Below are 21984 nucleotides of genomic sequence, written 5' to 3' on the forward strand. Positions count from 1 at the left end.
GGACGTCACGCTAGCGGCAGCGCACCGCCGCTCCGCCCGCGGGGCTATCGCTTCGTGCGGTCGACAACCCAGCGCACGGCGGATTTCACATCGGCCGAATGGGGCATATCGGGCCGCGCTGGACGGCGTACGACGATCACCGGAATACTCGCGTCCCGTGCCGCGTGCAGCTTTGCCGCGGTCATGTCGCCGCCGCTGTCCTTCGTGACGAGCACGTCGATGCGGTGCCTGCGGAGCAGTTCGGCCTCGTCGGCCACGCGGTACGGGCCGCGCGACAGTGTCACCTCGAGCCGCGCGGGCAGCGGCCCGTCCGCCTCGTCCGGCGGGTCGACGCAGCGCGCGAGCAGCCACATGTCGAGACCGGCGAACTCGGCGAGTCCCTGCCTGCCGGTGGTGAGCAGCGCCCTGGTGCCCAGCCGGGGCAGCAGCCGTGCCGCGTCGGCGAGGGTGTCGGCCCAGTGCCAGTCGTCGCCGTCGCCGGGCTGCCAGCCGGGCCGTTCGAGCCGGAGCACGGGTACGCCGGCCGAGGCGGTCGCCGTGGCTGCCGACGCGGAGATCCGCCGCGCGAACGGGTGCGTCGCGTCGACGACGGCACCGATGTCGTGGTCGGCCAGCCACCGTGCGAGACCGTCGGGGCCGCCGAAACCACCCACTCGGATGTCCCCCTGAGGGAGGCGCGGCTTCGCCACCCGGCCGGCGAGGGACGATGTCACCGGGACCTCGCGGGCGACGAGTTCGGCGGCGAGCGCGCGAGCCTCGGAGGTGCCGCCGAGGATCAGCACCCGTGGAGCGATACTTCCCATGACCGGACAGTCTGACCGAGCCCTCCGCCCGGCCGGGCGAATGTGTGACGTAAGCGAGCGCGTGACGGAGTGATTGTGTGACCGAGCTCCGGTACGGCTGGACGACGGGCGCCTGCGCGACCGCAGCGACGACGGCCGCCTACACCGCGCTGCTGACGGGCGTGTTCCCCGACCCGGTCGAGGTCCGGCTGCCGAGGGACCGGCGGCCGTCGTTCGCGCTGGCCACCGAGCGCCTCGCCGACGGCGAGGCGAGCGCCGGGGTGATCAAGGACGCGGGCGACGATCCTGACGTCACGCACGGTGCGCTGGTGATCGCCACCGTGCTGCCGGGCAGGGCGGGCAGTGGGGTCACCTTCCGTGCGGGCGCGGGCGTCGGCACGGTGACGCTGCCCGGCCTGCCGCTGGACGTCGGTGAAGCCGCGATCAATCCCGTGCCGCGGCGGTTGATGACCGAGGCCGTGCAGCGGTTGGCCGCCGAGCACGGCGGCAGCGGTGATGTCGTCGTCGAGATCGGTATCGACGGCGGTGAGGAGATGGCCCGGCACACGTGGAACCCGCGGCTCGGCATCGTCGGGGGCCTGTCGGTGCTCGGCACGACCGGTGTGGTGGTGCCGTACTCGTGCTCGGCGTGGATCGACAGCATCCGGCGCGGGATCGACGTCGCGCGGGCGCTGGGACTCGAGCACGTCGCGGGCGCGGTCGGCTCGACGTCGGAGCGTGTCGCGAAGGAGCTGTACGACCTGCCGGACGAGGCGCTGCTCGACATGGGTGATTTCGCGGGCGCGGTGCTGAAGTACCTGCGCCGGAATCCGGTGCCGCGGCTGACCCTCTCCGGCGGGTTCGCGAAGCTGTCGAAACTGGCTGCGGGACATCTGGACCTGCATTCGAAACGGTCACAGGTGGATCTGGGCCTGCTGGCCGGCATCGCCGAGGACGCGGGCCGGGGCGAGGTGGCGGCCGCCATCGGCGGGGCGAACACAGCGCTGCACGCGCTGGAACTCGCGCGGGAAGCGGGCCTGGAGCTGGGCGACCTCGTCGCGGAACGCGCCCGGCAGCAGGCTGTCGAGGTGCTCGGCGACGCGCCGGTCCACGTCGACGTCGTGGCCATCGACCGCGCGGGCACCGTCGTCGGCAGGGCAGGCTGACCGCGCCCGTGCCGGCGGGGTCGATGCCGGCACGGGCGCGTGCGGGCGTGTCAGCAGTGGCTCAGCAGCAACTCGACGTAGTTCGTGTTGGCCACGCGGTAGTTGAAGCTCTCGCGCGAGCCGAAGCCCGTCGTGCGTGCGACCCCCGTGCCGTCGCCGGTGTCGACGCAGACGTCGGTGTTGTCCGGCCGGGTGTCCTCGACCCAGCCGAAGAAGTTGACACCGCCGTCGGCGCACACGAGCTCCCAGTGGGCCCGGCCGCCGGGGATCGTGGGATCGGAGACCGAGGGGCAGAAGCCACTGACGTGATAGCCGTCGTCGCCGGCCGGAGCCGACTGCGCCGTGCCGGCGTGGGCGGTGGTCGTCATGGTGCCGGCGAGCGCGAGAGCGCCGAGCGCTGCGGCGGCGTGGCGGGTGATCGGGCGCATGCGTTCCTTTCCCTCTGCGGTTTCTGACGCGGCGAGTGTGCGGCGACGGCATGGTCCGCCGGTGGTTCTCGGGTGGCACCGGGTGGTCGGGCGGTGGTTCGAACCGTGCGGGGTCGTGCTTCCGCTCGGTTCCCGCAGGGGACCACTGTCGGCGCACGGAGCTGCGTGGCCGGGCTCCGGTGGCAGCACCGGAAAACGAGTCGACGCGCCACGGCGCACGCACGTACGTTGTCCCGCGTGGGTACAGGTGCTTTCTTCGCAGCGTTCTTCGTGAGGCTGCGCCGCGCATAGCGGCGGCCTCGGCGTATCGCGCGACTCCTCCGTGCGCCGGCCGTCCTCGGCAGGTCCTGCCGGGCGGCCCGTTTCGTGCTGCCCGGGTCACCCCACGGCACCCGGAGAGAACACCCGTGTCTCGTCACAGCGGCCGGCATGAGCTCGGCCAGAACTTCCTCACCGACCGGGCGACGATCGCCCGCATCGTCGACCTCGTCGCCCGCACCGACGGCCCGATCGTCGAGATCGGCCCCGGAGCGGGCGCCGTCACGCTTCCGCTCGAAACTCTCGGCAGGCCGATCACCGCCGTCGAGCTCGACGGGCGCCTCGCCGCCGAGCTCCGGAACACGGTGGGGCCCAGGCGGCCCGCCGACCGGCGACGGGCCGATCGGTTTCCAGCCGGACAGCGGCCCACCGGACAGCAGCCCGCCGCACAGCGTGATTCCGGGCAGCGTGACTCCGGACGGCGTGACTCCGGACGGCGTGACTCCGGACGGCCCGATGCCGCACAGCACGATGTCGGACAGCGTGACTCCGGACGGCGCGGGGAGGCGCCGCGTACCCGCGTCGTCCAGGCTGATTTCGGCAGCTTCGCCCTGCCCCGCACGCCGCACGTGATCGTCGGCAACCTTCCCTTCCACCGCACCACCGGCATGCTGCGCAGGGTGCTGGCCGCCGACCACTGGACCGACGCCGTGCTACTCGTCCAGTGGGAGGTGGCGCGCCGCCGCGCGGGCGTCGGCGGGGCCACGATGATGACGGCCCAGTGGTGGCCGTGGTTCGAGTTCGGTCTCGACCGGCGGGTTCCCGCCGCGGCGTTCACCCCGCGTCCCGACGTCGACGGCGGCCTGCTGACGATCACCCGCCGCGCGCATCCGCTCCTACCCGCCTCCGAACGCCGCGGTTACGCCGAGCTGGTCCACGCCGTGTTCACCGGACCGGGTCGCGGTATCCAGGAGATCCTGACGCGCCGGTTCGGCCATCGCACCGCGGTGAGCCGGTGGCTCGCCGACAACGGCGTACCTGCCACGGCCCTGCCTCGCGCGCTCACCGCGCCGCAGTGGGCAGCGCTGCACGCGCTGGCAGCGGAGTTGTCGGCGCGGCCGTCCGGCGGCGGGCGACGATCCGGCGGGCGCACTCGCCCGCGGCGCCGATGACCGTGGCCATGGCGATCCCGGCGAGCAGTGACAGCACCGGGTCGCCGCGGGTGACCGGTGCGATCAGCAGTCCCATGCTCGTCATGTATCCGCACCACACGGCGGAACTGAGGAGCGTGGCCGGGACGAAGCGGGTCACCGGAATCCGCACGCGGCCGGCCGCGGCGACGCTGACCAGGCGCCCTCCCGGCAGGAACCGCACCGCCACCAGCGTCAGTATCGGCCTCCGGTGCAGCTGTCTGCGCACCCAGGTGTCGTCGCGCCTGCCGCGCAGGAACCGGTGGGACGACCGGCCCAGTGTGTACAGCAGGGCGTCACCGGCGAGTGACCCCACGAAGGCCGCCGCTGCGAGCGCCGCGACCCTGCCGGCGTCGCCTGCCGCCGCGACCGAGGACAGCAGCACCGGTTCGCTGGGCAGGAACGGCAGCGGACCGTCGGCCAGCACGGCGAGTGCCAGCAACGGCAGGAGCCAGGTGCTGCCCAACAGATCGCCCGTCATGCACTCCAGGGTCCCGGCCGGTGGCGGGTCGGTCAGTGGGGCTGGCCCCCGTGTTCGCAGTAGGGATCACCGGGTGCGTGGCGTTCGCGGCCCGCCGAGTAGAGGAAGCTGTCGGGGAAGTTCTCGGCAGCGAGGACCTTGCCTACGAAGATCATCGCCGCGCGGTTCAGTCCTGCCTCGCGCACCTGGACCGCGATGTCACCGAGGGTCCCGCGCAGCACCGTTTCACCCGGCTGGGTCGCCTTCGCGACCACGGCGGCGGGGCAACCGGGCCCGTAGTGCGGCAGCAGCTCGTCGACCACCTGCTCGACGCGGTTGACCGCCAGGTGCAGGGCCAGGGTCGCCCCGGACGCGCCCAGCGTCGCCAGTTCCTCACCCTCGGGCATCGATGTGGACCGGGCCTGCGCACGGGTGAGGATGAGGCTCTGCCCGACGGTTGGCACCGTCAGCTCGCGGCCCAGCACGGCGGCGGCCGCGGAGAAGGCGGGCACTCCCGGGGTGACGTCGTAGGGCACGCCCGCCGCGTCGAGCCTGCGCATCTGCTCGGCGACCGCGCTGTAGACGGCGGGATCGCCGGAACACAGCCGCGCGACGTCGTGACCCGACTCGTGCGCGGCGACCAGTTTGCCGATGATGTCGTCGAGTGTCAGGTCGGCGGTGTCGACCAGGGTGGCGCCGTCAGGACAGTGGGCGAGCAGGTCGGTCGGCGTGAGGCTGCCCGGGTAGAGGCAGACGCCGCAGCTCGCGAGCAGCTGCTGCCCGCGGACGGTGATCAGGTCGGCGGCACCCGGTCCGGCGCCGATGAAATGGACGGTCACGGCTTCCTCACACTCCATTGCGTTACAGCGCGGGCGGGGCTCCACCCGGTCAGGCCGCCCAGCGGTGCGGCGCGTTCGACGGAGATCCTGGTCAGTTCGCCGCCGCGGTCGGCGTACCGGGCCGCCAGTGCCTGTTCGGCCTCGAGCGTCACGCCGTGGGCCACCAGTCTGCCGCCGGAGCGGAGGGCATCCCAGCAGGCGGTCAGCACGCCGACGCCCGCGACACCGCCGCCGACGAACACCGCGTCGGGGGTGTCCAGACCGGCGAGGGCGTCCGGGGCGCTGCCGGTGACGACCTCGATGTCCGGGACACCCAGGCCGGCTGCGTTACGGGCGATGCGCTCGGCCCGTTCGGGGCGGGATTCCACGGCCACGGCCCGGTTGGCGGGGTGCGCGCGGCACCATTCGACCGCGACGCTGCCCGCACCGGCGCCGACGTCCCACAGCAGTTCCCCGGGCGTCGGGGCGAGCCGGGCGAGTGCGCTGGCCCGTAGGTCGCGCTTGGTGAGCTGGCCGTCGTGGTCGAACGCCTCGTCGGGCAGTCCCGCCAGCAGCGAGTACGCCGCTCCGGCGCAGGTGATCGCGACGACGTTGAGCGGCGCGCCGGGTGGGTGCGGCCAGTCGCGTGCGGTGCCGTCGAGGCGGCGTTCCTCGGCCGAGCCCAGGTTCTCCAGGACGGTCAGGGTGCTGTCCCCGAAGCCGTGATCGGCCAGGAGGGCGGCAAGGGTCGCCGGGGTGTCGGCGCCGGAACTGAGCACGAGCAACCGCCTGCCGGGAGCCAGCGCGCGGAGCACCTTGCGGGCGTCCCGGCCGACGGCGCTGACGACGTCGGTCTCCTCGGCGGTCCAGCCCAGCCGCGCGCGGGCGAGGGTGACCGACGACACCGCGGGGACGATCCGCACGGCGTCGGCGCCGAGCCTGCGGATCAACGTGCCGCCGATGCCCGACAGCAGCGGATCCCCGCTGGCGAGCACGCCGACGCGCCGCCCGGCCAGTTCCGCGAGGACGTCGTCGAGCGCGGGCAGCAGCGGACTGGGCCACGGCCGTTTCTCGTACGGGCCGTCGGGGACCAGGTCCAGCTGCCGGGGCCCGCCGAGCAGCACGTCGCACGTCTCGAGCTCCGCGCGGGAAGCCGGTGGCAGTGCCTGCCAGCCGTCCGCGCCGATACCCACCACGGTGATTGTCACGTCTGGTCACGGTAGTTGTGTTGCGGCGAACACCCGAGGGCGGTGGAACATGTGCGATGATGCCCACCGAAGCGGTCGCCGTGGAACCCGGTGCGAATCCGGGACGGTCCCGCCACTGTGACCGGCCGGAAGGCCGGGAAGTCAGAGCTTCGGTGGCCGCGGAGTGCTTGCGTGGTGTGAAACCCGGTGGGCGTGGAAACCCGCCGTCGAGCAAGGGAGTCTGCATGCGGCCGTACCCGTTCACGGCAGTCGTCGGAATGGGCGAACTGCGCCTGGCGCTCCTGCTGTGCACCATCTCACCCTCGATCGGCGGGGTGCTGGTGCGCGGGGAGAAGGGCACGGCGAAATCCACCATGGTGCGCGCTCTCGCGGGGCTGCTGCCCGATGTGGACGTCGTCGACGGGTGCCGGTTCTCGTGCGACCCGGCGGCACCCGACCCCTCGTGCCCGGACGGTCCACACCGGACGGTCTCCTCGTCCCAGCGGCCCGCGCGGCTGGTGGAACTGCCCGTCGGCGCCGCCGAGGAGCGGGTCGTCGGTTCGCTCGACCTGGAACGTGCGCTGCGCGACGGTGTCACCGACTTCCAGCCCGGCCTACTGGCGGGCGCGCACCGCGGGATGCTCTACGTCGACGAGGTCAACCTGCTGCACGACCACCTGGTCGACACGCTGCTCGACGCGGCGGCGATGGGCCGGGTGACCGTCGAACGGGAGGGCGCGTCCGTGTCGCACGCGGCGCGGTTCGTCCTCATCGGAACGATGAACCCCGAGGAAGGCGAACTGCGGCCGCAGCTGCTGGACCGGTTCGGGCTGACCGTCGAGGTCTCCTCGAGCAGGGACGCCGCCGAGCGGGTCGAGGTCGTACGACGGCGGCTCGCCTACGAATCCGATCCGGACGCCTTCGCTGCGGGGTATGCCGACGAGGACGCCGCGCTGGCCGCCGAGATCGCCGCGGCGCGCAAACTGTTGCCGTCGGTGGAGCTGACCGACGATGCGCTGCTGCAGATCGCCGAGGTGTGCGCCGCGTTCGAGGTCGACGGCATGCGGGCCGACATCGTCACGGCTCGCACCGCCGCGGCGCACGCGGCCTGGTGCGGCCGCACGGATGTGTCCACAGAGGACATCCGCGTCGCGGCGCGGCTGGCCCTGCCGCACCGCCGCAGGCGCAACCCGTTCGACGCGCCCGGTATCGACTCCGAACAGCTGGAACAGGCCCTGCAGGACGCCCAGCCACCGGAGGACGACCCCGACCCCGACCCCGACGGCGACGACTCTGACGACGGCGGTGACGGCGGTCCGGAGGGCCCTGACGACGGTGGCCCTGAGGACGGCCCCGATGACGACGGCCCCGATGGCGACGGCCCAGGAGGGGGCGCGCCAGGACCGCGACAGGACAACGAGGACGCGGGGCAAGTCGACGGAAACCCGCATCAGGGTGACCGGAAACCGCGATCCGGCGATACGGACACGGGGAGCGAGGACGGCGCGGCACCGCGTACGGAGCAGCGGGCCGGGACGGACACCCCGTACCGCGCGAAGCTGTTCACCGTCGACGGCACCGGTGCGGGCTCGGACGGCAGGCGTTCCCGCGCGGAAGGGGAGCGGGGCCGGATCGTCGGCGTCCGCCCCGACGGCACGCGCAGCGGATCGCCGCACCTCGTCGCCACGTTGCGCGCTGCGGCCCGGCACCGGCCGCGGCGCGGCCCGCGCGCCGACGGTGCCGGCCCGGTCGTACTGCCCCGTGACCTGCGGTTCGCCCGGCGGGAGGGCAAGGAGGGCAACCTCGTCCTGTTGTGCGTCGACGCGTCCGGCTCGATGGGGTCGAAGGCCCGCATCCGTGAGGTGAAGACCGCCGTCCTGTCGCTGCTGCTGGACGCCTACCAGCGGCGTGACAAGGTCGGGCTGGTCACGTTCCGCGCGTCCGAGGCCGCGGTGGCGTTGCCGCCGACCAGCAGTGTCGACGTCGCCGCCGCGCGGCTGGAGCAGCTGCCGACCGGTGGGCGCACCCCGCTCGCCGAAGGGCTGACCCGCGCCGCCGAGGTGCTGCGGGTCGAGGCGCTACGCGACGGCGATCGCCGGCCGCTGCTGGTGGTGGTGACCGACGGGCGGGCGACGAGCGGGCCCGAGGCGCTCGAGCGGGCGCACACCGCCGCGGACGGTCTGGCACGCATCGGGGTGTCCACTGTGGTCATGGACTGTGAGACCGGCCGCATGCGGCTCGGCCTGGCGAAGACCCTCGCAGGCAGGCTCGGCGCGGAGCACGTGGCCGTCGGGGACGTGGCTGCGGAGAAGCTGACCGACGAGGTGAAACGGAGGGCGGCCTGATGCCGCAGGGAAAGCCGGCCGTGGTGCCGGACGACGGACTGACGACGCGGCAGCGGCGGAACCGGCCCATCGTGGCCGTCCACACAGGACCGATGAAGGGCAAGTCCACGGCGGCGTTCGGCATGGCGCTGCGGGCGTGGAACCAGGGCTGGAACATCGGTGTGTTCCAGTTCGTCAAGTCGGCCAAATGGCGGGTGGGCGAGGAGAACGCGCTGCGCACGCTCGGTGAGACCGGCCAGGGCGGGCCCGTCGAGTGGCACAAGATGGGCGAGGGCTGGAGCTGGTCCCGTAAGAAGGGCACCGACGAGGATCACGCCGAGAACGCCCGTGAGGGTTGGGCGGAGATCAAGCGCAGGCTCGCCGAGGAGACGCACGACTTCTACGTGCTCGACGAGTTCACCTACCCGCTGCACTGGGGCTGGGTCGACGTCGACGACGTGGTGGAGACGCTGCGCACCCGGCCCGGCCGGCAGCACGTGGTGATCACCGGCCGCAACGCCCCGCAGCCACTCGTGGAGGCGGCCGACCTGGTCGCCGAGATGTCGAAGGTCGCGCACCCGATGGACGCCGGGCAAAAGGGTCAGCGGGGCATCGAGTGGTAGCCCGCGTCGTCATCGCCGCGCCCGGTTCGGGGCACGGCAAGACGACCGTCGCGACCGGGTTGATGGCGGCGCTCCGTTCCCGCGGCACCGCGGTGTCCGGGCACAAGGTCGGCCCCGATTTCATCGACCCGAGTTATCACGCCATGGCCACCGGGCGGCCCGCGCGCAATCTGGACCCGTTCCTGCAGGGGGAGCACCGGGTCGTGCCGCTGCTGCAGCACGGGTCGAGCGGAGCCGACGTCGCGGTGATCGAAGGCGTGATGGGCCTGTTCGACGGTGCGCTCGGCACCGACGGCTACGCCTCGACGGCGCACGTCGCGCGGCTGGTCGACGCGCCGGTGGTACTGGTGGTCGATGCCAGCGCGGCGAGCCGGAGCGTCGCGGCGTTGGTGCTGGGGTTCGCACGTTACGACCCGGACATCGAGCTCGCGGGCGTGATCCTCAACAAGCTCGGGTCGCAGCGGCACGAGGACGAGATCCGCGGGGCACTCGCGCCGACGGGCATCCCCGTGCTGGGTGCGCTGCGGCGCAGCGACGACATCCACGCACCGAGCAGGCACCTCGGACTCGTCCCCGCGGGGGAACGGGAGACCGACGCGCGGGAACTGCTGCCGAAGCTGGCCGACTGGATCGCGGGCGGAGTCGACCTCGACGCCGTGGTGCGGGTCGCGCGCGGAGCGCGGCGGTTGACGGAGGCGCCGTGGTCGCCGGGTCCGGTCCACAGTGGACCACGTGCCGTGGTGGCAGCCGCGGCGGGTGAGGCGTTCACGTTCCGGTACACCGAGACTGTCGAACTGCTCGCAACCCACGGCGTCGACGTCGTGGACTTCGACCCGTTGCGGGACGAGGAGCTGCCGCCCGAGTGCGCCGGCATGTACTTCGGTGGCGGGTTCCCCGAGGCACACCTCGAGCAGCTGTCGGCGAACGAGCCGTTGCGTACCGCGATCGGTGACGCTGTCGCGGACGGCATGCCTGCGGTCGCCGAATGTGCGGGCCTGCTGTACCTGTGCCGGGAGCTGGACGGGCTGCCGATGGTCGGCGCGCTCGACGCGACGGCCCGCATGACCCGGCGGGGAGCCCTCGGTTACCGGACGGCGACCGCGGCGTGCGACAACGTCCTCGCCGCCGACGGCGACACGGCGCGTGGGCACGAGTTTCATCGCACCGTCGTCGAACCGCGGGCGGGCGCGACGGCCGCGTGGCGCTGGAACGGCGAGCCGGAGGGGTTCGCGACCCCGACCCTGCACGCGTCCTACCTGCACGTCCACTGGGCGGGACATCCCGAGCTGGCACGCGCCTTCGCGGGCGCGGTGCATCGGAGGGCAGGCCGATGAGCAGCGGCGAGCGCACCGAAAGCGAGAACGATGCCCGCGACATCGACCTGTGGCATCACGGCGACCGTGAGGTCGGTGACGGACTGGTCGACCTCGCGGTGAACGTTCGCGTGCCGCAGCCGCCGGAGTGGCTGCTGGCCGAACTGCGCGACAGTCTGTCGGCTGTCGCCGCCTATCCCGACGTGGCCGGTGCCACCGAGGCGATCGCGGCCCGGCACGGCCGCCGCCCCGAGGACGTGCTGCCGACCGCGGGCGGCGCCGAGGCGTTCACGCTGCTGGCACGGGCGTGGCCGGTGCGCAGGCCGGTCGTCGTGCATCCGCAGTTCACCGAGCCGGAGGCGGCGCTGCTCGCCGCGGGACACGACGTGACGCGCGTCGAGCTGCCCGAGTCCGGCGGGTTCGCGCTCGACGGCGACCCGGTGCCCGCCGACGCCGATCTGGTGTTCGTGGGCAACCCGACGAACCCCACGTCGGTGCTGCATCCCGCGTCGTCGATTCGCGCGCTGGCTCGGCCAGGCAGGCTGGTCGTGGTCGACGAGGCGTTCCTCGACGCGGTGCCCGGTGAGCCCGAGAGCCTGGCAGCAGCGCGGATCCCGGGGATCGTCGTGGTGCGCAGCCTGACGAAGACGTGGGGCATCGCCGGGCTGCGCGCGGGATACGTCCTCGCCGAGCCCGCCGTCGTCGAGCGACTGCGCGGGCTGCAGCCGCCGTGGTCGGTGTCGACCCCTGCGGCCGTGGCGATGGCGGCGTGCAGCAGGCCCGGCGCCGTTGCCGAGGCGGAGGCGCTGGCCCGCGAGGCCGAGGCCGACCGCGACCGGCTGGTCGCCCGGCTGCGGGACCTCGGCGTCCACGTGGCCGGCACGCCGCGGGCACCGTTCGTGCTGGTGCGCGTGCCGGACGGCGAGAAGATCCGCCTGGCGCTGCGCGAGGCGGGTTACGCCGTGCGGCGCGCGGACACGTTCCCCGGGCTCGGACCGGACTGGCTGCGCATCGCCGTACGCTCCGACATGAACGGCTTCCTCGACGCGTTGGCCGCCCTGCTCTGACCCGCGTGTTCTGCACCCAGACGCGCGTGTTCTGCACCCGGACGCGCGTGTTCTGCACCCAGACGCGCGTGTTCTGCGCCCGCCCGTCGCCCGACCACCACCCCCAGCGTCGCGCTGCACGCGCGACTGCTGCGTCCTCCCGCGTGTTCCGCACCCGGACGCGTCGTCGGCCCCCGCACCCGCGAGGGCGCTGCCGCGCGACTGCGCCCACCCGTCGACCCGGCTACCACTCCTCAACGCCGCGCTGCTCCTCAACGCCGCGCTGCCGCGCGACGGCGTGGTCGGGTGCGCCGCGTCCGGGCGGCGCGGTCACCGGACGAGGGCGAGCTGCCGGGACTGGGCGACCAGCACGCCGGCCGAGTCCCAGATCTCGAAGTCTTCCTCGTGGTAGCCGCCGGACAGGTGCCTGGTGAACGCGCGGCAGGTGAGCCATCCCGGCGCGGGCCTGGCGCGCATGTGGACGGTCAGTTCGATCGTCGACGACCCGCCGACACCCAGGTCCAGCACGACCGGCGCCGCCGCGTCGACGAGCATGGCGAGGGCCGTCGTGTCGGCCGCGCGCCCGTCGGCGAACCGCAGCCAGAACTCGGAGACCGGATTCCGCGACGGTGTGCCGTACCAGAAGCCGGGAACCCGGTCGAGCCGGTAGTCGACGCGTGCGGCGAGGGTGACGCCAGGCTGCTCGCTCAGCGTCAACGGATCCGTGCAGCTGTCAGGGTCGGCCAGCGCGGGAGCGGTGTTGTCGAACGCGGCTGTGTTGTGGGGCGCGGCTGTGTTGTGGGGAGCGGCTGTGTCGTGGGAGGTAACCGTGTCGCCGGGCGCGGCCGTGCCGTTCGGCGCTGCCGGGTCCGGCATCCCGCCGAGATCAGCGTAGGTCGCCTGCGCGAGTACGACCGCACCGTCCTGCTGGGACAGCCGGGCACTGCCGGTCGCCGTCCTGCGGCCCTGTTTCACCACCTCGGTGGTGATCTCGGCCGGACCGGGTGTGCCGGGTCGCAGGAAGTGCGCCGACACCGCCAGCGGATCGGGCAGCGCTATCTGATCGCCGAGCGCCCGCACGCACAGTGCCAGCAGGTATCCGCCGTTGGCCACACCCTCGCGTATCACCCAGCGGTCCGAGACGGTCGTGGAGTAGTGGCCGTTCCCGGACGGGGTGACGGCGGTGTCGGTGTCGAACTCGGACGATGCGGTCGTGGTCATCGGCGCCCCTTTTTCGTCGTTGGCACCGATCATGCTGCCGGTCCAGGATGCGTGTCGATGACCTCCGAGGTAATGGTCCGGTGGCCGGGAGTCGCGTGCGGTCGCGGAGCCACCACGACTCCGGAGACGCGGCCGATCGCTGGAACGTGCTGTAGCCGGTGCGGTCATGGCACCACCGCGAGCCGGCGGGACCGGCCGGCGACGGGCCTACCGGGTGATCAGGGTGACGCTGTAGCGACGATCCACACGATCCGTCCCAGCCAGCCGACGGGGCCGAGTCTGCCGCAGCCGTCGCCTGCGCCCGGCACCGGAAGTCAGCCGCGGACGTGGCGGACGTTGACGACGACCGCGATCAGGCGAAAAACCGATTCCGCCCAGTCTGGCCTGAACGATGATGTTCACGTCGCCTGCTGGGGGAGTGTGTCCCAGGACGGCCCGTCGGGATCAGATGCTCAGCACCAGCAGTGTGGCGGTCAGCGCGATCTCGACGCAGCCGCCCAGGACGTCGCCGGTGACCCCACCCAGTCTGCGTACGCACCGCAGGAGCACAGCGCCCGCCGCGCACCAGCCGGCCAGCGCGGCGACCGGGCCCTGCCACCACGCGACGGCCGGGTCGAACCCCGCCAGCACGGACAGCGCCGCTACCGTCAGCGCGACGGTAGCGGCGACCGGTACCGGTACCGCTCCGGCCACGGCGGCGCCCAGGCCCTCCGGCCGCGCCGACGGCACGAACCGCGTGCAGCACAGCGGCAGCACCACGCGGCTTGCGACCACGGCCACGACGAGGCCCGTGACACCGGCACCCGCCGCCACCACCCCGGCGAGGGCGCCGGTCTGGACGAGCAGGACCAGCACCAGCGTGGCGACGCCCGTCGGTCCGGCGTCGCCGCGGCGCATGATGTCGAGGGCGCGGTCGCGGTCGTAGGACGCGCTCAGGCCGTCGGCCGTGTCGGCCAGGCCGTCGAGATGCAGTCCGCGGGTCGCCAGTGCCACCGTGGCGAGCGCCAGTGCCGCCACGGCGAGTGCGGGCAGGCCGAGCAACCCGCCCAGCCAGACGACCACGCCGGCCCCCGCGGCGAGCGCCAGTCCCGCGAGCGGTGCCGTCGCCATGGCGATGCCGGCGACGCGGCGGTCGACCGTCCGGGGTGCGGGTACCGGCAACGCCGTCAGCGTGCCGAACGCCATGCGCAGGCCGTCGCCCGCTGCGTGCCCTGGTGCCGAACCTCCGCCGGAACCGGGAGCGATCCCACCCGCCTGGTCGTGCTCAGCCAAGGCCGGCCAGCCGTCCCATGCCCGCGAGCACGGCGCGGGCGTTGCGCAGCACGGGCACCGCCTGTACGGCGCCACTGCCCTCACCGAGCCGCAACCCCAGGTCGAGGATTGGTTCCAGACCGAGCGCCTTGAGGGCAAACGCTTGCGCCGGCTCGGTGGACCGGTGTCCGGCGACCCACCACTGTTCGGCACCCGGCGCGATCTCGCGCGCCACGACCGCCGCCGCGCACGGGAACACGCCGTCCAGCACGACCGGCACCCTCCGCTCGGCGGCCCGCACGAGAAAGCCGGCGGTCGCCGCCGCGCACGCGCTGCCCAGCGAGGTCAGCGCGGCGAAGGGGTCGTCGGCGGTGGCACGGGAAAGGGCCTGCTCGAGGACGGCGACCTTGCGGGCGCGGCCGTCGTCGTCGATGCCCGTGCCCGTGCCGACCACGTCGTCGGCGGGCAAGCCCAGCACCGAGGCCACGAGCGCCGCGGCGATCGTCGTGTTGCCGATGCCCATGTCACCCGGGATAAGCAGATCCGCCCCGTCGTCGATCTCGGCGTCGGCGACCGCGGCGCCCGCATCGAACGCCTGCCGAGCCTGGCCGGGTTCGAGCGCGTCGGCCACGTCGATGGCTCCCGACCCCCGCCGCACCTTGTGCCGCCGCACCTGTTCGGGCACGTCGTCCAGCGGGTCGTCGACCGCCAGGTCCAGCACGCGCACACGCGCGCCCACCTCGCGAGCCAGGACGTTCACGCCGGACTCACCGGCCAGGAACACGCGCACCATCGCCGCCGTCAGGTGTCGCGGATACGCCGACACCGCCCCGGACGCCGACACCCCGTGGTCGCCCGCGAACACCACGACGCGCACCTCGTCCAGCGGGCGCGGCGGCACCTGGCCGTGGGCGGCGCACAGCCACGCGGCCAGCTGTTCGAGCCTGCCGAGCGCGCCGACGGGTTTGACCAGGCCGTCGAGCTGCTGCAGCGCCTCGTCGCGGGCACGGTCGTCGAGTGGGGGGATCTGCACGGTGTTCTCCTATTCCAGCGTCAGCACGCGACCGGCGACGATCAGCCGGACGGCGTCGGAATGCGTGGCCACGGCGGTGTTCAGGGCCCCGAGTACGTCACGGAAGATGCGTCCCGACGCCGATGCGGGCACGACGCCGCTGCCGACCTCGTTGCTCACCGCGATCGCGGGCACGGTGGCCTGCCGCCACGCGTCGGCGAACGCACCGAGCCGTTCGTCCACGCGTTGCTGCCAGCCCTCGCTCTGCTCCCACGCGCCGGACTCGTCGAGCACGCGCGTCAACCACGTGCCGAGGCAGTCGATGAGCACCGGGGAGTCGGCCTCGCGCAGTGCGGCCGTGACGTCGCCCGTCTCCACCGTGGCCCAGTGCACAGGCCTGCGTGCGCGATGTGCGGCCACGCGGGCGCTCCACTCGGGGTCGTCGTCGCTCGGCGGCTTGCCCGCGGCGATGTAGGTCACCGCGGGATACCGGTCGGCGAGCTGTTCGGCGTAGCGGGACTTGCCCGAACGGACACCGCCGAGCACGAGCGTCTTACCGCCGTCGGCGTCATTGGCCCGGGTCACCGGTTCCCGGTGGCCGCGGAGCGCCGAGGCCGCGGCTTCGAGGCGGCTCGCCGCGAACTCGGCGAGGCGCCTCTTCGCATCGTTCGTCATGCAGGGCATTCTGGACCACTCGATAGGGTGAGCGCTGTGGTCCGTGTTCAAGCTGTCACCGCCGCCGGAATCGTCGCCGGGTACGCGGTCGATGTCGTCGCAGGCGACCCCCGCCGGGGACACCCCGTCGCACTGTTCGGCACCGCCGCGGCCGCGCTCGAACGGCGCATGTGGGCCGACTCCCGCGCGCGCGGCGCGGCGTACGCCGGCGTGTGTACCGGGGGAGCGGTGGCCGCAGGTGCACTCGCGGCGGCCGCGACCCGGCGCAGGCCGCTGGCCCGGTTCGCCCTCACGACCGCCGCGACGTGGGCCGTGCTCGGCGGCACCGGACTGGCCCGCGAAGGGGACGTCATGGCAGGGCATCTGCAGGAGGGGGAGCTGCCCGCCGCCCGCGCCCGGCTCGGGCACCTGTGCGGCCGCGACGCCACCGAGCTCGACGAGAAGGGCCTGGCCCGCGCCGCGACCGAATCGATCGCCGAGAACACCTCGGACGCGGTCGTCGCGCCCCTCGTGTGGGGCGGAATCGCGGGCCTGCCGGGGCTGCTCGGCTACCGCGCCCTGAACACGCTCGACGCGATGGTCGGGCACCGCTGCGCCCGGTACGAGCGCTTCGGCTGGGCGGCCGCACGGGCCGACGACGTCGCCAACCTCGTCCCGTCGCGGCTGTCGGCGCTCGCCGCCGCCGTCGCCGCGCCTGGAGTCGGCGGGCGTTCCGGCGCCGCCGTGCGGGCCTGGCGCCGGGACGCCCGCCAACACCCGAGCCCGAACGCCGGCCCCGTCGAGGCCGCGTTCGCCGGCGCGCTCGGCGTGCGACTGGGCGGAACCAACGTCTACGGCGGGCGCAGCGAGAACCGCGGCACACTCGGCGACGGGCCGTCGCCGAGCGCCGCCGACCTGGGACGGTCCGTGCGCCTGTCGCGCCTCGTCGGACTGGTGTCGCTGGCCGTCACCGCCGGCGTCGCCGCGGTCCGGCGTCACTGACGCACCGTCACCGCGTGGCCGTCACGGCTGCCGCGTCCCAGCGCCTTCTCGGCGAGCATCGCGAACACCAGCCCGAGTGCGCACCACAGCACCACCTGCGTGCCGAGCGAGGCGAGCCGGAAGTCCCACAGCAGCGAACCGGGGAAGCCGTCCGGCACCTCGTCGACCGCTGGCAGCAGCGCCCCGGCCACGGCCATCACGGTGACGTAGACACCCACACCCAGCAGGCCTCCGCTCGCCGCGCCGGCACGATCTGCGGCCGCCCTGCCCACGGCGACCGCCACCATCGCGGTGACCACCGACAGCGCCAGGAACCCGAAGTAGAGCGCGGTGCGATCCTCGATCGTGCCCGCCTGGCCCACCGCGGGCGGATTGGCCGGGTATTTCAGGAACGGCACCAGCACTGCCACGGCGAACCCGCCCGCGGCCAGCAGCGCCACCGATACGCGCGGCCGCAGCGTGGTCACCCGGCCCTGCACCACGGCGAACGCGATCGCGAACAGCCCGCCCACCGCGACGGCGTACCCGGTCACACCGGTCAACAGGCCGAGGGTGCTCTGCACCCCGCGGCCGACGAGCGCGTCGTCACCGTGGTTGTGCCCGGGTGCGGCGTCGGACTCCGCCGCGTGGTCGGGAGATTCGGAGTGTTCGTGTGCGGCCGCGTCGCCGGATCCGGCCCGGCCGGGCGACTCGGCGTGGGGCGGGGCGTCGTGGGATGCCGCGTCGTGGGATGCGGCGTCGTGGGATGCCGCGTCGTGGGCTTGCGTGCCGTGCGATTCCTCGAGCGCGATGGCATCGCCGACCGACGGTTCCCCCACGAGGTAGGCGAACCCGGCCGCGAGCACACCGGCGACGAGGCCCGCGAGCATGCCGCGGACCAGCAACGTCTTCATCATGTGTCCCCTCTCGCCGGTCAGTGGCAGGGGAAGGCCAGCAGGTGCCGGCCGTCGTGGACGAACTCGTGGACCAGACCGTCCGACACCAGCGAGACGGCGCCCGCCTCGGTCGTGACGAACAGCAGCACGAGCAACGCCAGCACAGTGGTGAAGACCGCCCACGGCACGATCTCCCGCAGGGGAATGCGGACGGCAGTGGGGCGGGGGACGGAGACGACGTTCGTCTGCGACATCGCGTGTACCTCCTTGGGCTTGTCGCGGCCCGATCGGAACGGTGGCGATGACGGTGGGTCTGACTACGGGATGTGCTGGACTGAGCACACGCCCGATCACAGTGGCGCGACCGTGCCGGGTTCTCACCGGCTTCCAGCCGCCATCGCATGAGCCGTTCGAGGCTAGGCCCGCCCCGCGCGGAAAGTCAACGCGGTGTGGCCCGGACCGCTCGTCGCGTGTCCTGCGCTCAGAACCGCGTGTCCTGCGCTCACTCGTCGCCCAACCCCACGAGACGCCGAGGCGCGGCTGCGCCCTCCCGCGTGTTTAGGTATCGCTGCTGCCCACCGTCACGGCGTGCATGCCTGTCATGGGCGGCCCACGTCGCCGGTCCGCAACCCGTCCGGACCGGCGACGTCGCGCGCGGTCGGGTCAACCAGGCAGCATGAACTCATTTCGTGCCAGGGCCCGCGACACGATGCGCGTATCGCCCACCTGGCCGTAGAAGCCCTGTCCGAAACGCCCGCCCGACTGGGTCCCGCCGATCGCGAACGGTTTGCCGACCGTCGCGATGCCGCGCGAGTGCTGCGCCGCATTGCGGGCGATCGGTGACCCATCGACGTGGACCACCGTGTGGCTGCCGTCGTTGACGATCGCGACGTGCGTCCACCGTCCGATCGGGACGGCGTGACTCCAGCACGTCGGGTCGTCGTTGATCGACGTCGGGTACACGACGTACTGCAGGAAGCGTTCGCTCGTGACGTTGAGGCTGCACACGGCGTCGTCGGTGGAGTAGCCGCCGTCCTTGCCCGCATCTCCCGCGCGGCCTTCCCAGCTGAGAATGCCCATCCACGCGTGGTCGCCTTCGAACGGCTCGGGCAGGCGGAAGAACGTCTCGATGGTGTAGCCGCGGGTGAACGTCGCCGTGTTGACCGGTGCGCCGGAACGGGTGTGCAGCACGGCGCCCCTGTCGGGGTTCTTGCCGCCGTCGAACCGGACACTGGCGTGAGCGGGTGCGCCGGCATGGTGGTCGGCCGACCACGTCAGCACCTCGGCCGGGCCGTCGTGGAGGCGCTGGGCGACGAGGTCGTTGCCGTTGCCGGACAGGTCACGGGCGACCGCGCCGCCCGCCACCGGTGCGCCGTCGTCGCCCGTGCCGGCGAAGCCTTCGTCGTCGAACCGCCAGTACGCCGCCGTGCCCGCGACGAGTACCTCCGAGGCCGGGCGCGACGGCGGGTTCGGGGGCGGGGCGAACCCTGCGAACCGCTCGGTGAACGGGATCTCGATGCTGAACCGGTCCGCCTCGCCCGTCAGCTCCGCCGTTTCGGCCTCCAACGGCGTGGGGTTCTTCTTGGTCAGCAACCACGGCGAGAATGTCTCGACGTCGATGCACCCGCGGGGGAGGTCGAATGCGTACGTTCGCAGCATGCCCGCACCGCCGTAGTAGCGGTCCTGGTAGTTCGTGATGTGCACGTGGACGGGATTTCCCGCGTCGTTGGTCAACGTCGCGCGCCCGCACGGCCAGTAGTGCCCGCCCAGTGCGAGGAAGATCTGATCGTTGCCGCGGATCAGCCCGTCCCACAGGTGCCGGCCGTGATCGGACAGCGTGGCGTCGCCGGATTCATCGGCCCACACGATGTCGTGCGTGGTGAGGACGGTCGGCAGCTTCGGATGCCGGTCCAGCACACGTTGTGCCCACCGGATCCCCGCGTCGGAGACGCGCCAGTCGAGCGCGAGCACCAGCCAGCTGCGGCCACCGGCGTCGAAGGTGTGGAAGCTGTTGTAGCCGTCAGGCGACGAGCCCCCGTACGACCGCGAACGTGCGAACCGTCCGGGGCCGAACGTGCGCAGATACGGCGTGTCGCCGCGCTGGTCGTCGCCCGACACGTCGTGGTTTCCCGCCAGCACGCTGTAGGGCAGCCGGCGGTCGACGCCGGTGCGGAAGACCGTGTCGGCGACCTGCATCTCGGCCTTGGTGCCGTGCTCGGTCAGATCGCCGAGCTGGGCGAGAAACGCGATGTTGCGATTGCGCCGCTCCCGCACCGCCCAGCGCAGGCTTTCGCGCACCGGTTCGTGGTCCGAACCACCCTCGTCGATGAGGTACTGGATGTCGGGCAGGACGGCGAACGTGAACCTCGCGCCGTCAGGGGAGGCCTGGCTGTGCGGGGCGGCCTGCGCCGGTGCCGCGTTGACAGCACCGGACGTCGCCACGACCGCGGGGGTGACGGCGGCGGCGGACAGGACGGAACGTCGGGATACTCCGGAAGGGGACATGCGCCGCAGTCTCGTCGCCGCCGTTGGCCGCCGAGTGGCACGGATGTTGAGCCATGCTGAACATTTGCGCGTCCACTGTGGCCGAATCGAGACCTGCGACGCCGGATGCGTGCTGCGACACAGGGATGCGGGGACCGATGCAGCACGAAAGCACCGCCGCGCGCCAGCGTGACGGGTGGGAGCATCTGCGGGGCCCGGAGTCCGCAACACGGTCCCCGGAATCGACAACACGGGCACGGAGAGCGCACCTCTCGTGCACGAACGCAGGGCACGCGGTGCCGGATGCAGGACACGCGGTGCTGAATGCAGGACACGCGCGGGGTGGGCCGGAGGGCCGGCCCACCCCGCGCGTGTGGTTGTCGAACGCTGTGGGGTTGTTACGAGATGGGACGGTCCGTCGGCGCGATCGGCGCCGGGAGCATGTCCCGGTCGGTGAGGTACGCGTCGACGCCCGCGGCCGCCGACCGGCCCTCTGCGATCGCCCACACGATCAGCGACTGCCCACGGCCCATGTCGCCGGCCACGAACACGTTGTCCAGGCTCGTCTTGAACTCCGAGTCCCGCGCCACGTTGCCGCGCTCGTCCAGCTCGACGCCCAGGTCCTCGATCAGCCCCTGCTTCTCAGGCCCGACGAAACCCATCGCCAGCAGCACCAGCTGTGCGGGCAGCTCCTGCTCCGTGCCCTCGACCGGTTCGAACCCGCCGCTCTCGCCGCGCTGCACCTCGACGATCCGCAGAGCCTGCAGGTTGCCGTCGGCGTCGGCGACGAACTCCTGCGTGTTCACCGAGTACAGCCTCTCGCCGCCCTCCTCGTGGGCCGAGGAGACGCGGTAGATCATCGGGTACGTCGGCCACGGGTGGGCCTCCGAGCGCGACTCCGGCGGCTTCGGCATGATCTCCAGCTGCGTCACCGAGTTCGCACCCTGCCGGTGGGCCGTGCCAACACAGTCGGCGCCGGTGTCGCCGCCGCCGATCACCACGACGTCCTTGCCCGCCGCGTCGATCGGCGAGGCGCCGAGCTCGCCGCTCGCCACCTTGTTCGCGGGCGGCAGGTACTCCATCGCCTGGTAGACACCCGTGGCCTCACGGCCGGGAGCGGGCAGGTCGCGCCATGCCGTCGCCCCGCCTGCCAGCACCACCGCGTCGTACTGCGACCGCAGCTCGTCGGCCGTGACGTCCACGCCGACGTTCACATTGGTGCGGAACTCCGTGCCCTCCGCGCGCATCTGGTCGAGACGCCGGTCGAGACGGTGCTTCTCCATCTTGAACTCGGGGATGCCGTACCGCAGCAGTCCGCCGATCGCGTCGGCCCGCTCGAGTACGACCACGTCGTGCCCGGCGCGCGTCAGCTGCTGGGCGGCAGCCAGGCCCGACGGACCCGAGCCGACGACCGCGACCTTCTTGCCCGTCTTCGTCGTCGGCGGCTGCGGCGTGACCCAGCCTTCCTCCCAGGCGCGGTCGATGATCGAGATCTCGACGCGCTTGATCGTCACCGGGTCGTCGTTGATGCCCAGCACACACGCCGTCTCGCACGGCGCCGGGCACAGCGTGCCCGTGAACTCCGGGAAGTTGTTCGTGGCGTGCAGCCGCTCGATCGCGTCGGCCCAGTCGTCGCGCCACGTCAGCGTGTTCCACTCCGGAATCAGGTTGCCCAGCGGGCAGCCCTGGTGACAGAACGGGATGCCGCAGTCCATGCAGCGGCCCGCCTGGTCCTTGAGCTTGGTGCGCTCGAAGTCCTCGTAGACCTCACGCCAGTCCTTGATCCGGATGTCGACGGGACGAGACTTCGGCGTCTCCCGCTTCGTGTTCAGAAAACCCTTGGGGTCAGCCATGAGCCGCCTCCTGTGTCTTGTGGGACACCCACGCCCG

Annotated in this window: 19 protein-coding genes, 2 pseudogenes and 1 riboswitch; of the genes and pseudogenes, 8 read left to right on the top strand and 13 right to left on the bottom strand. The window is 72.8% G+C overall.

The window, feature by feature from the left end; translation table 11 throughout:
* Positions 1-44 precede the first annotated feature (44 nt).
* The gene (locus LY40_RS16075) at positions 45-803 is read right to left on the bottom strand and encodes a cobalt-precorrin-6A reductase (protein WP_258937342.1); all 759 of its coding nucleotides are present in this window, start codon (positions 801-803) and stop codon (positions 45-47) included.
* Between the two features lie 77 nt (positions 804-880).
* On the opposite strand from LY40_RS16075, the gene LY40_RS16080 reads away from it, so the two are divergent.
* Complete coding sequence (locus LY40_RS16080) at positions 881-1948, top strand: cobalt-precorrin-5B (C(1))-methyltransferase (protein WP_183778700.1); 1068 nt, start codon at positions 881-883, stop codon at positions 1946-1948.
* Positions 1949-1998: 50 nt separating this feature from the next.
* On the opposite strand, the gene LY40_RS16085 is transcribed toward LY40_RS16080, so the two are convergent.
* The gene (locus tag LY40_RS16085; protein WP_258937343.1) at positions 1999-2376 is read right to left on the bottom strand and encodes a hypothetical protein; all 378 of its coding nucleotides are present in this window, start codon (positions 2374-2376) and stop codon (positions 1999-2001) included.
* 407 nt (positions 2377-2783) lie between these two features.
* On the opposite strand from LY40_RS16085, the pseudogene LY40_RS26155 reads away from it, so the two are divergent.
* Together LY40_RS26155 and LY40_RS26160 are read left to right on the top strand one after the other, a co-directional pair.
* A pseudogene (locus tag LY40_RS26155) lies at positions 2784-2993 on the top strand (rRNA adenine N-6-methyltransferase family protein); the annotation flags it as partial.
* A 147-nt stretch (positions 2994-3140) separates the two neighbouring features.
* Positions 3141-3806: pseudogene (locus tag LY40_RS26160) on the top strand (ribosomal RNA small subunit methyltransferase A); the annotation flags it as partial.
* On the opposite strand, the gene LY40_RS16095 reads toward LY40_RS26160, so the two are convergent.
* Genes LY40_RS16095 through cbiE form a run of 3 tightly spaced genes read right to left on the bottom strand, consistent with a single transcriptional unit; the run spans position 3697 to position 6310 of the window.
* Entirely contained in the window at positions 3697-4305 is a 609-nt protein-coding gene (locus LY40_RS16095; RefSeq protein ID WP_183778696.1) for a DedA family protein, read from the bottom strand. The pseudogene LY40_RS26160 and the gene LY40_RS16095 overlap by 110 nt on opposite strands.
* A 32-nt stretch (positions 4306-4337) precedes the next feature.
* A complete protein-coding gene (cobM, locus tag LY40_RS16100; RefSeq protein WP_258937344.1) occupies positions 4338-5123 on the bottom strand; it encodes a precorrin-4 C(11)-methyltransferase in 786 nt (261 codons plus the stop codon).
* Complete coding sequence (gene cbiE, locus LY40_RS16105) at positions 5120-6310, bottom strand: precorrin-6y C5,15-methyltransferase (decarboxylating) subunit CbiE (RefSeq protein ID WP_258937345.1); 1191 nt, start codon at positions 6308-6310, stop codon at positions 5120-5122. The genes cobM and cbiE overlap by 4 nt, the downstream gene beginning before the upstream one ends.
* A gap of 71 nt (positions 6311-6381) precedes the next feature.
* Positions 6382-6470: riboswitch (adenosylcobalamin (AdoCbl) riboswitch) on the top strand.
* A gap of 64 nt (positions 6471-6534) precedes the next feature.
* Here cbiE and LY40_RS16110 point away from each other — a divergent pair.
* From LY40_RS16110 to cobC, 4 genes are read left to right on the top strand one after another with little or no spacing between them, the layout of a single operon-like run.
* A complete protein-coding gene (locus LY40_RS16110; RefSeq protein WP_258937346.1) occupies positions 6535-8634 on the top strand; it encodes a putative cobaltochelatase in 2100 nt (699 codons plus the stop codon).
* Positions 8634-9236, top strand: coding sequence for a cob(I)yrinic acid a,c-diamide adenosyltransferase (cobO, locus tag LY40_RS16115; RefSeq protein WP_258937347.1), 603 nt, complete (start codon positions 8634-8636; stop codon positions 9234-9236). The genes LY40_RS16110 and cobO overlap by 1 nt, the downstream gene beginning before the upstream one ends.
* The gene (locus LY40_RS16120) at positions 9230-10570 is read left to right on the top strand and encodes a cobyrinic acid a,c-diamide synthase CobB (RefSeq protein WP_183778688.1); all 1341 of its coding nucleotides are present in this window, start codon (positions 9230-9232) and stop codon (positions 10568-10570) included. The genes cobO and LY40_RS16120 overlap by 7 nt, the downstream gene beginning before the upstream one ends.
* On the top strand, positions 10567-11616 hold the full coding sequence (gene cobC / locus LY40_RS16125; protein ID WP_258937348.1) for an Rv2231c family histidinol phosphate aminotransferase CobC: 1050 nt from the start codon (positions 10567-10569) through the stop codon (positions 11614-11616). Before LY40_RS16120 ends, cobC begins: the two co-directional genes overlap by 4 nt.
* A gap of 309 nt (positions 11617-11925) precedes the next feature.
* On the opposite strand, the gene LY40_RS16130 is transcribed toward cobC, so the two are convergent.
* From LY40_RS16130 to LY40_RS16145, 4 genes are all read right to left on the bottom strand, one after another.
* On the bottom strand, positions 11926-12816 hold the full coding sequence (locus tag LY40_RS16130) for a thioesterase family protein (protein WP_258937349.1): 891 nt from the start codon (positions 12814-12816) through the stop codon (positions 11926-11928).
* Positions 12817-13260: 444 nt separating this feature from the next.
* The gene (locus LY40_RS16135; protein ID WP_258937485.1) at positions 13261-14001 is read right to left on the bottom strand and encodes an adenosylcobinamide-GDP ribazoletransferase; all 741 of its coding nucleotides are present in this window, start codon (positions 13999-14001) and stop codon (positions 13261-13263) included.
* A gap of 79 nt (positions 14002-14080) precedes the next feature.
* Positions 14081-15100: a nicotinate-nucleotide--dimethylbenzimidazole phosphoribosyltransferase gene (cobT, locus tag LY40_RS16140; RefSeq protein WP_258937350.1), complete on the bottom strand. Its 1020-nt coding sequence runs from the start codon at positions 15098-15100 to the stop codon at positions 14081-14083.
* A 9-nt stretch (positions 15101-15109) separates the two neighbouring features.
* Complete coding sequence (locus tag LY40_RS16145) at positions 15110-15754, bottom strand: bifunctional adenosylcobinamide kinase/adenosylcobinamide-phosphate guanylyltransferase (RefSeq protein WP_183778680.1); 645 nt, start codon at positions 15752-15754, stop codon at positions 15110-15112.
* Positions 15755-15790: 36 nt separating this feature from the next.
* Here LY40_RS16145 and LY40_RS16150 point away from each other — a divergent pair, with 36 nt between their 5' ends.
* On the top strand, positions 15791-16735 hold the full coding sequence (locus LY40_RS16150) for a cobalamin biosynthesis protein (protein ID WP_183778678.1): 945 nt from the start codon (positions 15791-15793) through the stop codon (positions 16733-16735).
* Here LY40_RS16150 and LY40_RS16155 read toward each other — a convergent pair.
* From LY40_RS16155 to LY40_RS16170, 4 genes are all read right to left on the bottom strand, one after another.
* Positions 16729-17631 (bottom strand): CbtA family protein, encoded by a 903-nt coding sequence (locus LY40_RS16155; protein ID WP_258937351.1) that lies wholly within the window; start codon positions 17629-17631, stop codon positions 16729-16731. The genes LY40_RS16150 and LY40_RS16155 overlap by 7 nt on opposite strands.
* Before the next feature lie 17 nt (positions 17632-17648).
* On the bottom strand, positions 17649-17864 hold the full coding sequence (locus LY40_RS16160; protein WP_183778674.1) for a CbtB domain-containing protein: 216 nt from the start codon (positions 17862-17864) through the stop codon (positions 17649-17651).
* 409 nt (positions 17865-18273) lie between these two features.
* Positions 18274-20115 (bottom strand): LamG-like jellyroll fold domain-containing protein, encoded by a 1842-nt coding sequence (locus LY40_RS16165; RefSeq protein WP_258937352.1) that lies wholly within the window; start codon positions 20113-20115, stop codon positions 18274-18276.
* Positions 20116-20492: 377 nt separating this feature from the next.
* Positions 20493-21947, bottom strand: coding sequence for a glutamate synthase subunit beta (locus LY40_RS16170; RefSeq protein WP_183778656.1), 1455 nt, complete (start codon positions 21945-21947; stop codon positions 20493-20495).
* Positions 21948-21984: the final 37 nt, after the last annotated feature.

It is taken from the genome of Prauserella salsuginis (assembly GCF_024648885.1).
Lineage (GTDB): Bacteria > Actinomycetota > Actinomycetes > Mycobacteriales > Pseudonocardiaceae > Prauserella > Prauserella salsuginis.

Bases quoted from the DNA above. Each gene is read 5' to 3' on its own strand.
- LY40_RS16075 (WP_258937342.1), bottom strand. From the start codon at position 803: ATGGGAAGTATCGCTCCACGGGTGCTGATCCTCGGCGGCACCTCCGAG.
- LY40_RS16085 (WP_258937343.1), bottom strand. From the start codon at position 2,376: ATGCGCCCGATCACCCGCCACGCCGCCGCAGCGCTCGGCGCTCTCGCG.
- LY40_RS16095 (WP_183778696.1), bottom strand. From the start codon at position 4,305: ATGACGGGCGATCTGTTGGGCAGCACCTGGCTCCTGCCGTTGCTGGCA.
- LY40_RS16110 (WP_258937346.1), top strand. From the start codon at position 6,535: ATGCGGCCGTACCCGTTCACGGCAGTCGTCGGAATGGGCGAACTGCGC.
- cobO (WP_258937347.1), top strand. From the start codon at position 8,634: ATGCCGCAGGGAAAGCCGGCCGTGGTGCCGGACGACGGACTGACGACG.
- cobC (WP_258937348.1), top strand. From the start codon at position 10,567: ATGAGCAGCGGCGAGCGCACCGAAAGCGAGAACGATGCCCGCGACATC.
- LY40_RS16130 (WP_258937349.1), bottom strand. From the start codon at position 12,816: ATGACCACGACCGCATCGTCCGAGTTCGACACCGACACCGCCGTCACC.
- LY40_RS16135 (WP_258937485.1), bottom strand. From the start codon at position 14,001: ATGGCGTTCGGCACGCTGACGGCGTTGCCGGTACCCGCACCCCGGACG.
- LY40_RS16145 (WP_183778680.1), bottom strand. From the start codon at position 15,754: ATGACGAACGATGCGAAGAGGCGCCTCGCCGAGTTCGCGGCGAGCCGC.
- LY40_RS16155 (WP_258937351.1), bottom strand. From the start codon at position 17,631: ATGATGAAGACGTTGCTGGTCCGCGGCATGCTCGCGGGCCTCGTCGCC.
- LY40_RS16160 (WP_183778674.1), bottom strand. From the start codon at position 17,864: ATGTCGCAGACGAACGTCGTCTCCGTCCCCCGCCCCACTGCCGTCCGC.
- LY40_RS16165 (WP_258937352.1), bottom strand. From the start codon at position 20,115: ATGTCCCCTTCCGGAGTATCCCGACGTTCCGTCCTGTCCGCCGCCGCC.
- LY40_RS16170 (WP_183778656.1), bottom strand. From the start codon at position 21,947: ATGGCTGACCCCAAGGGTTTTCTGAACACGAAGCGGGAGACGCCGAAG.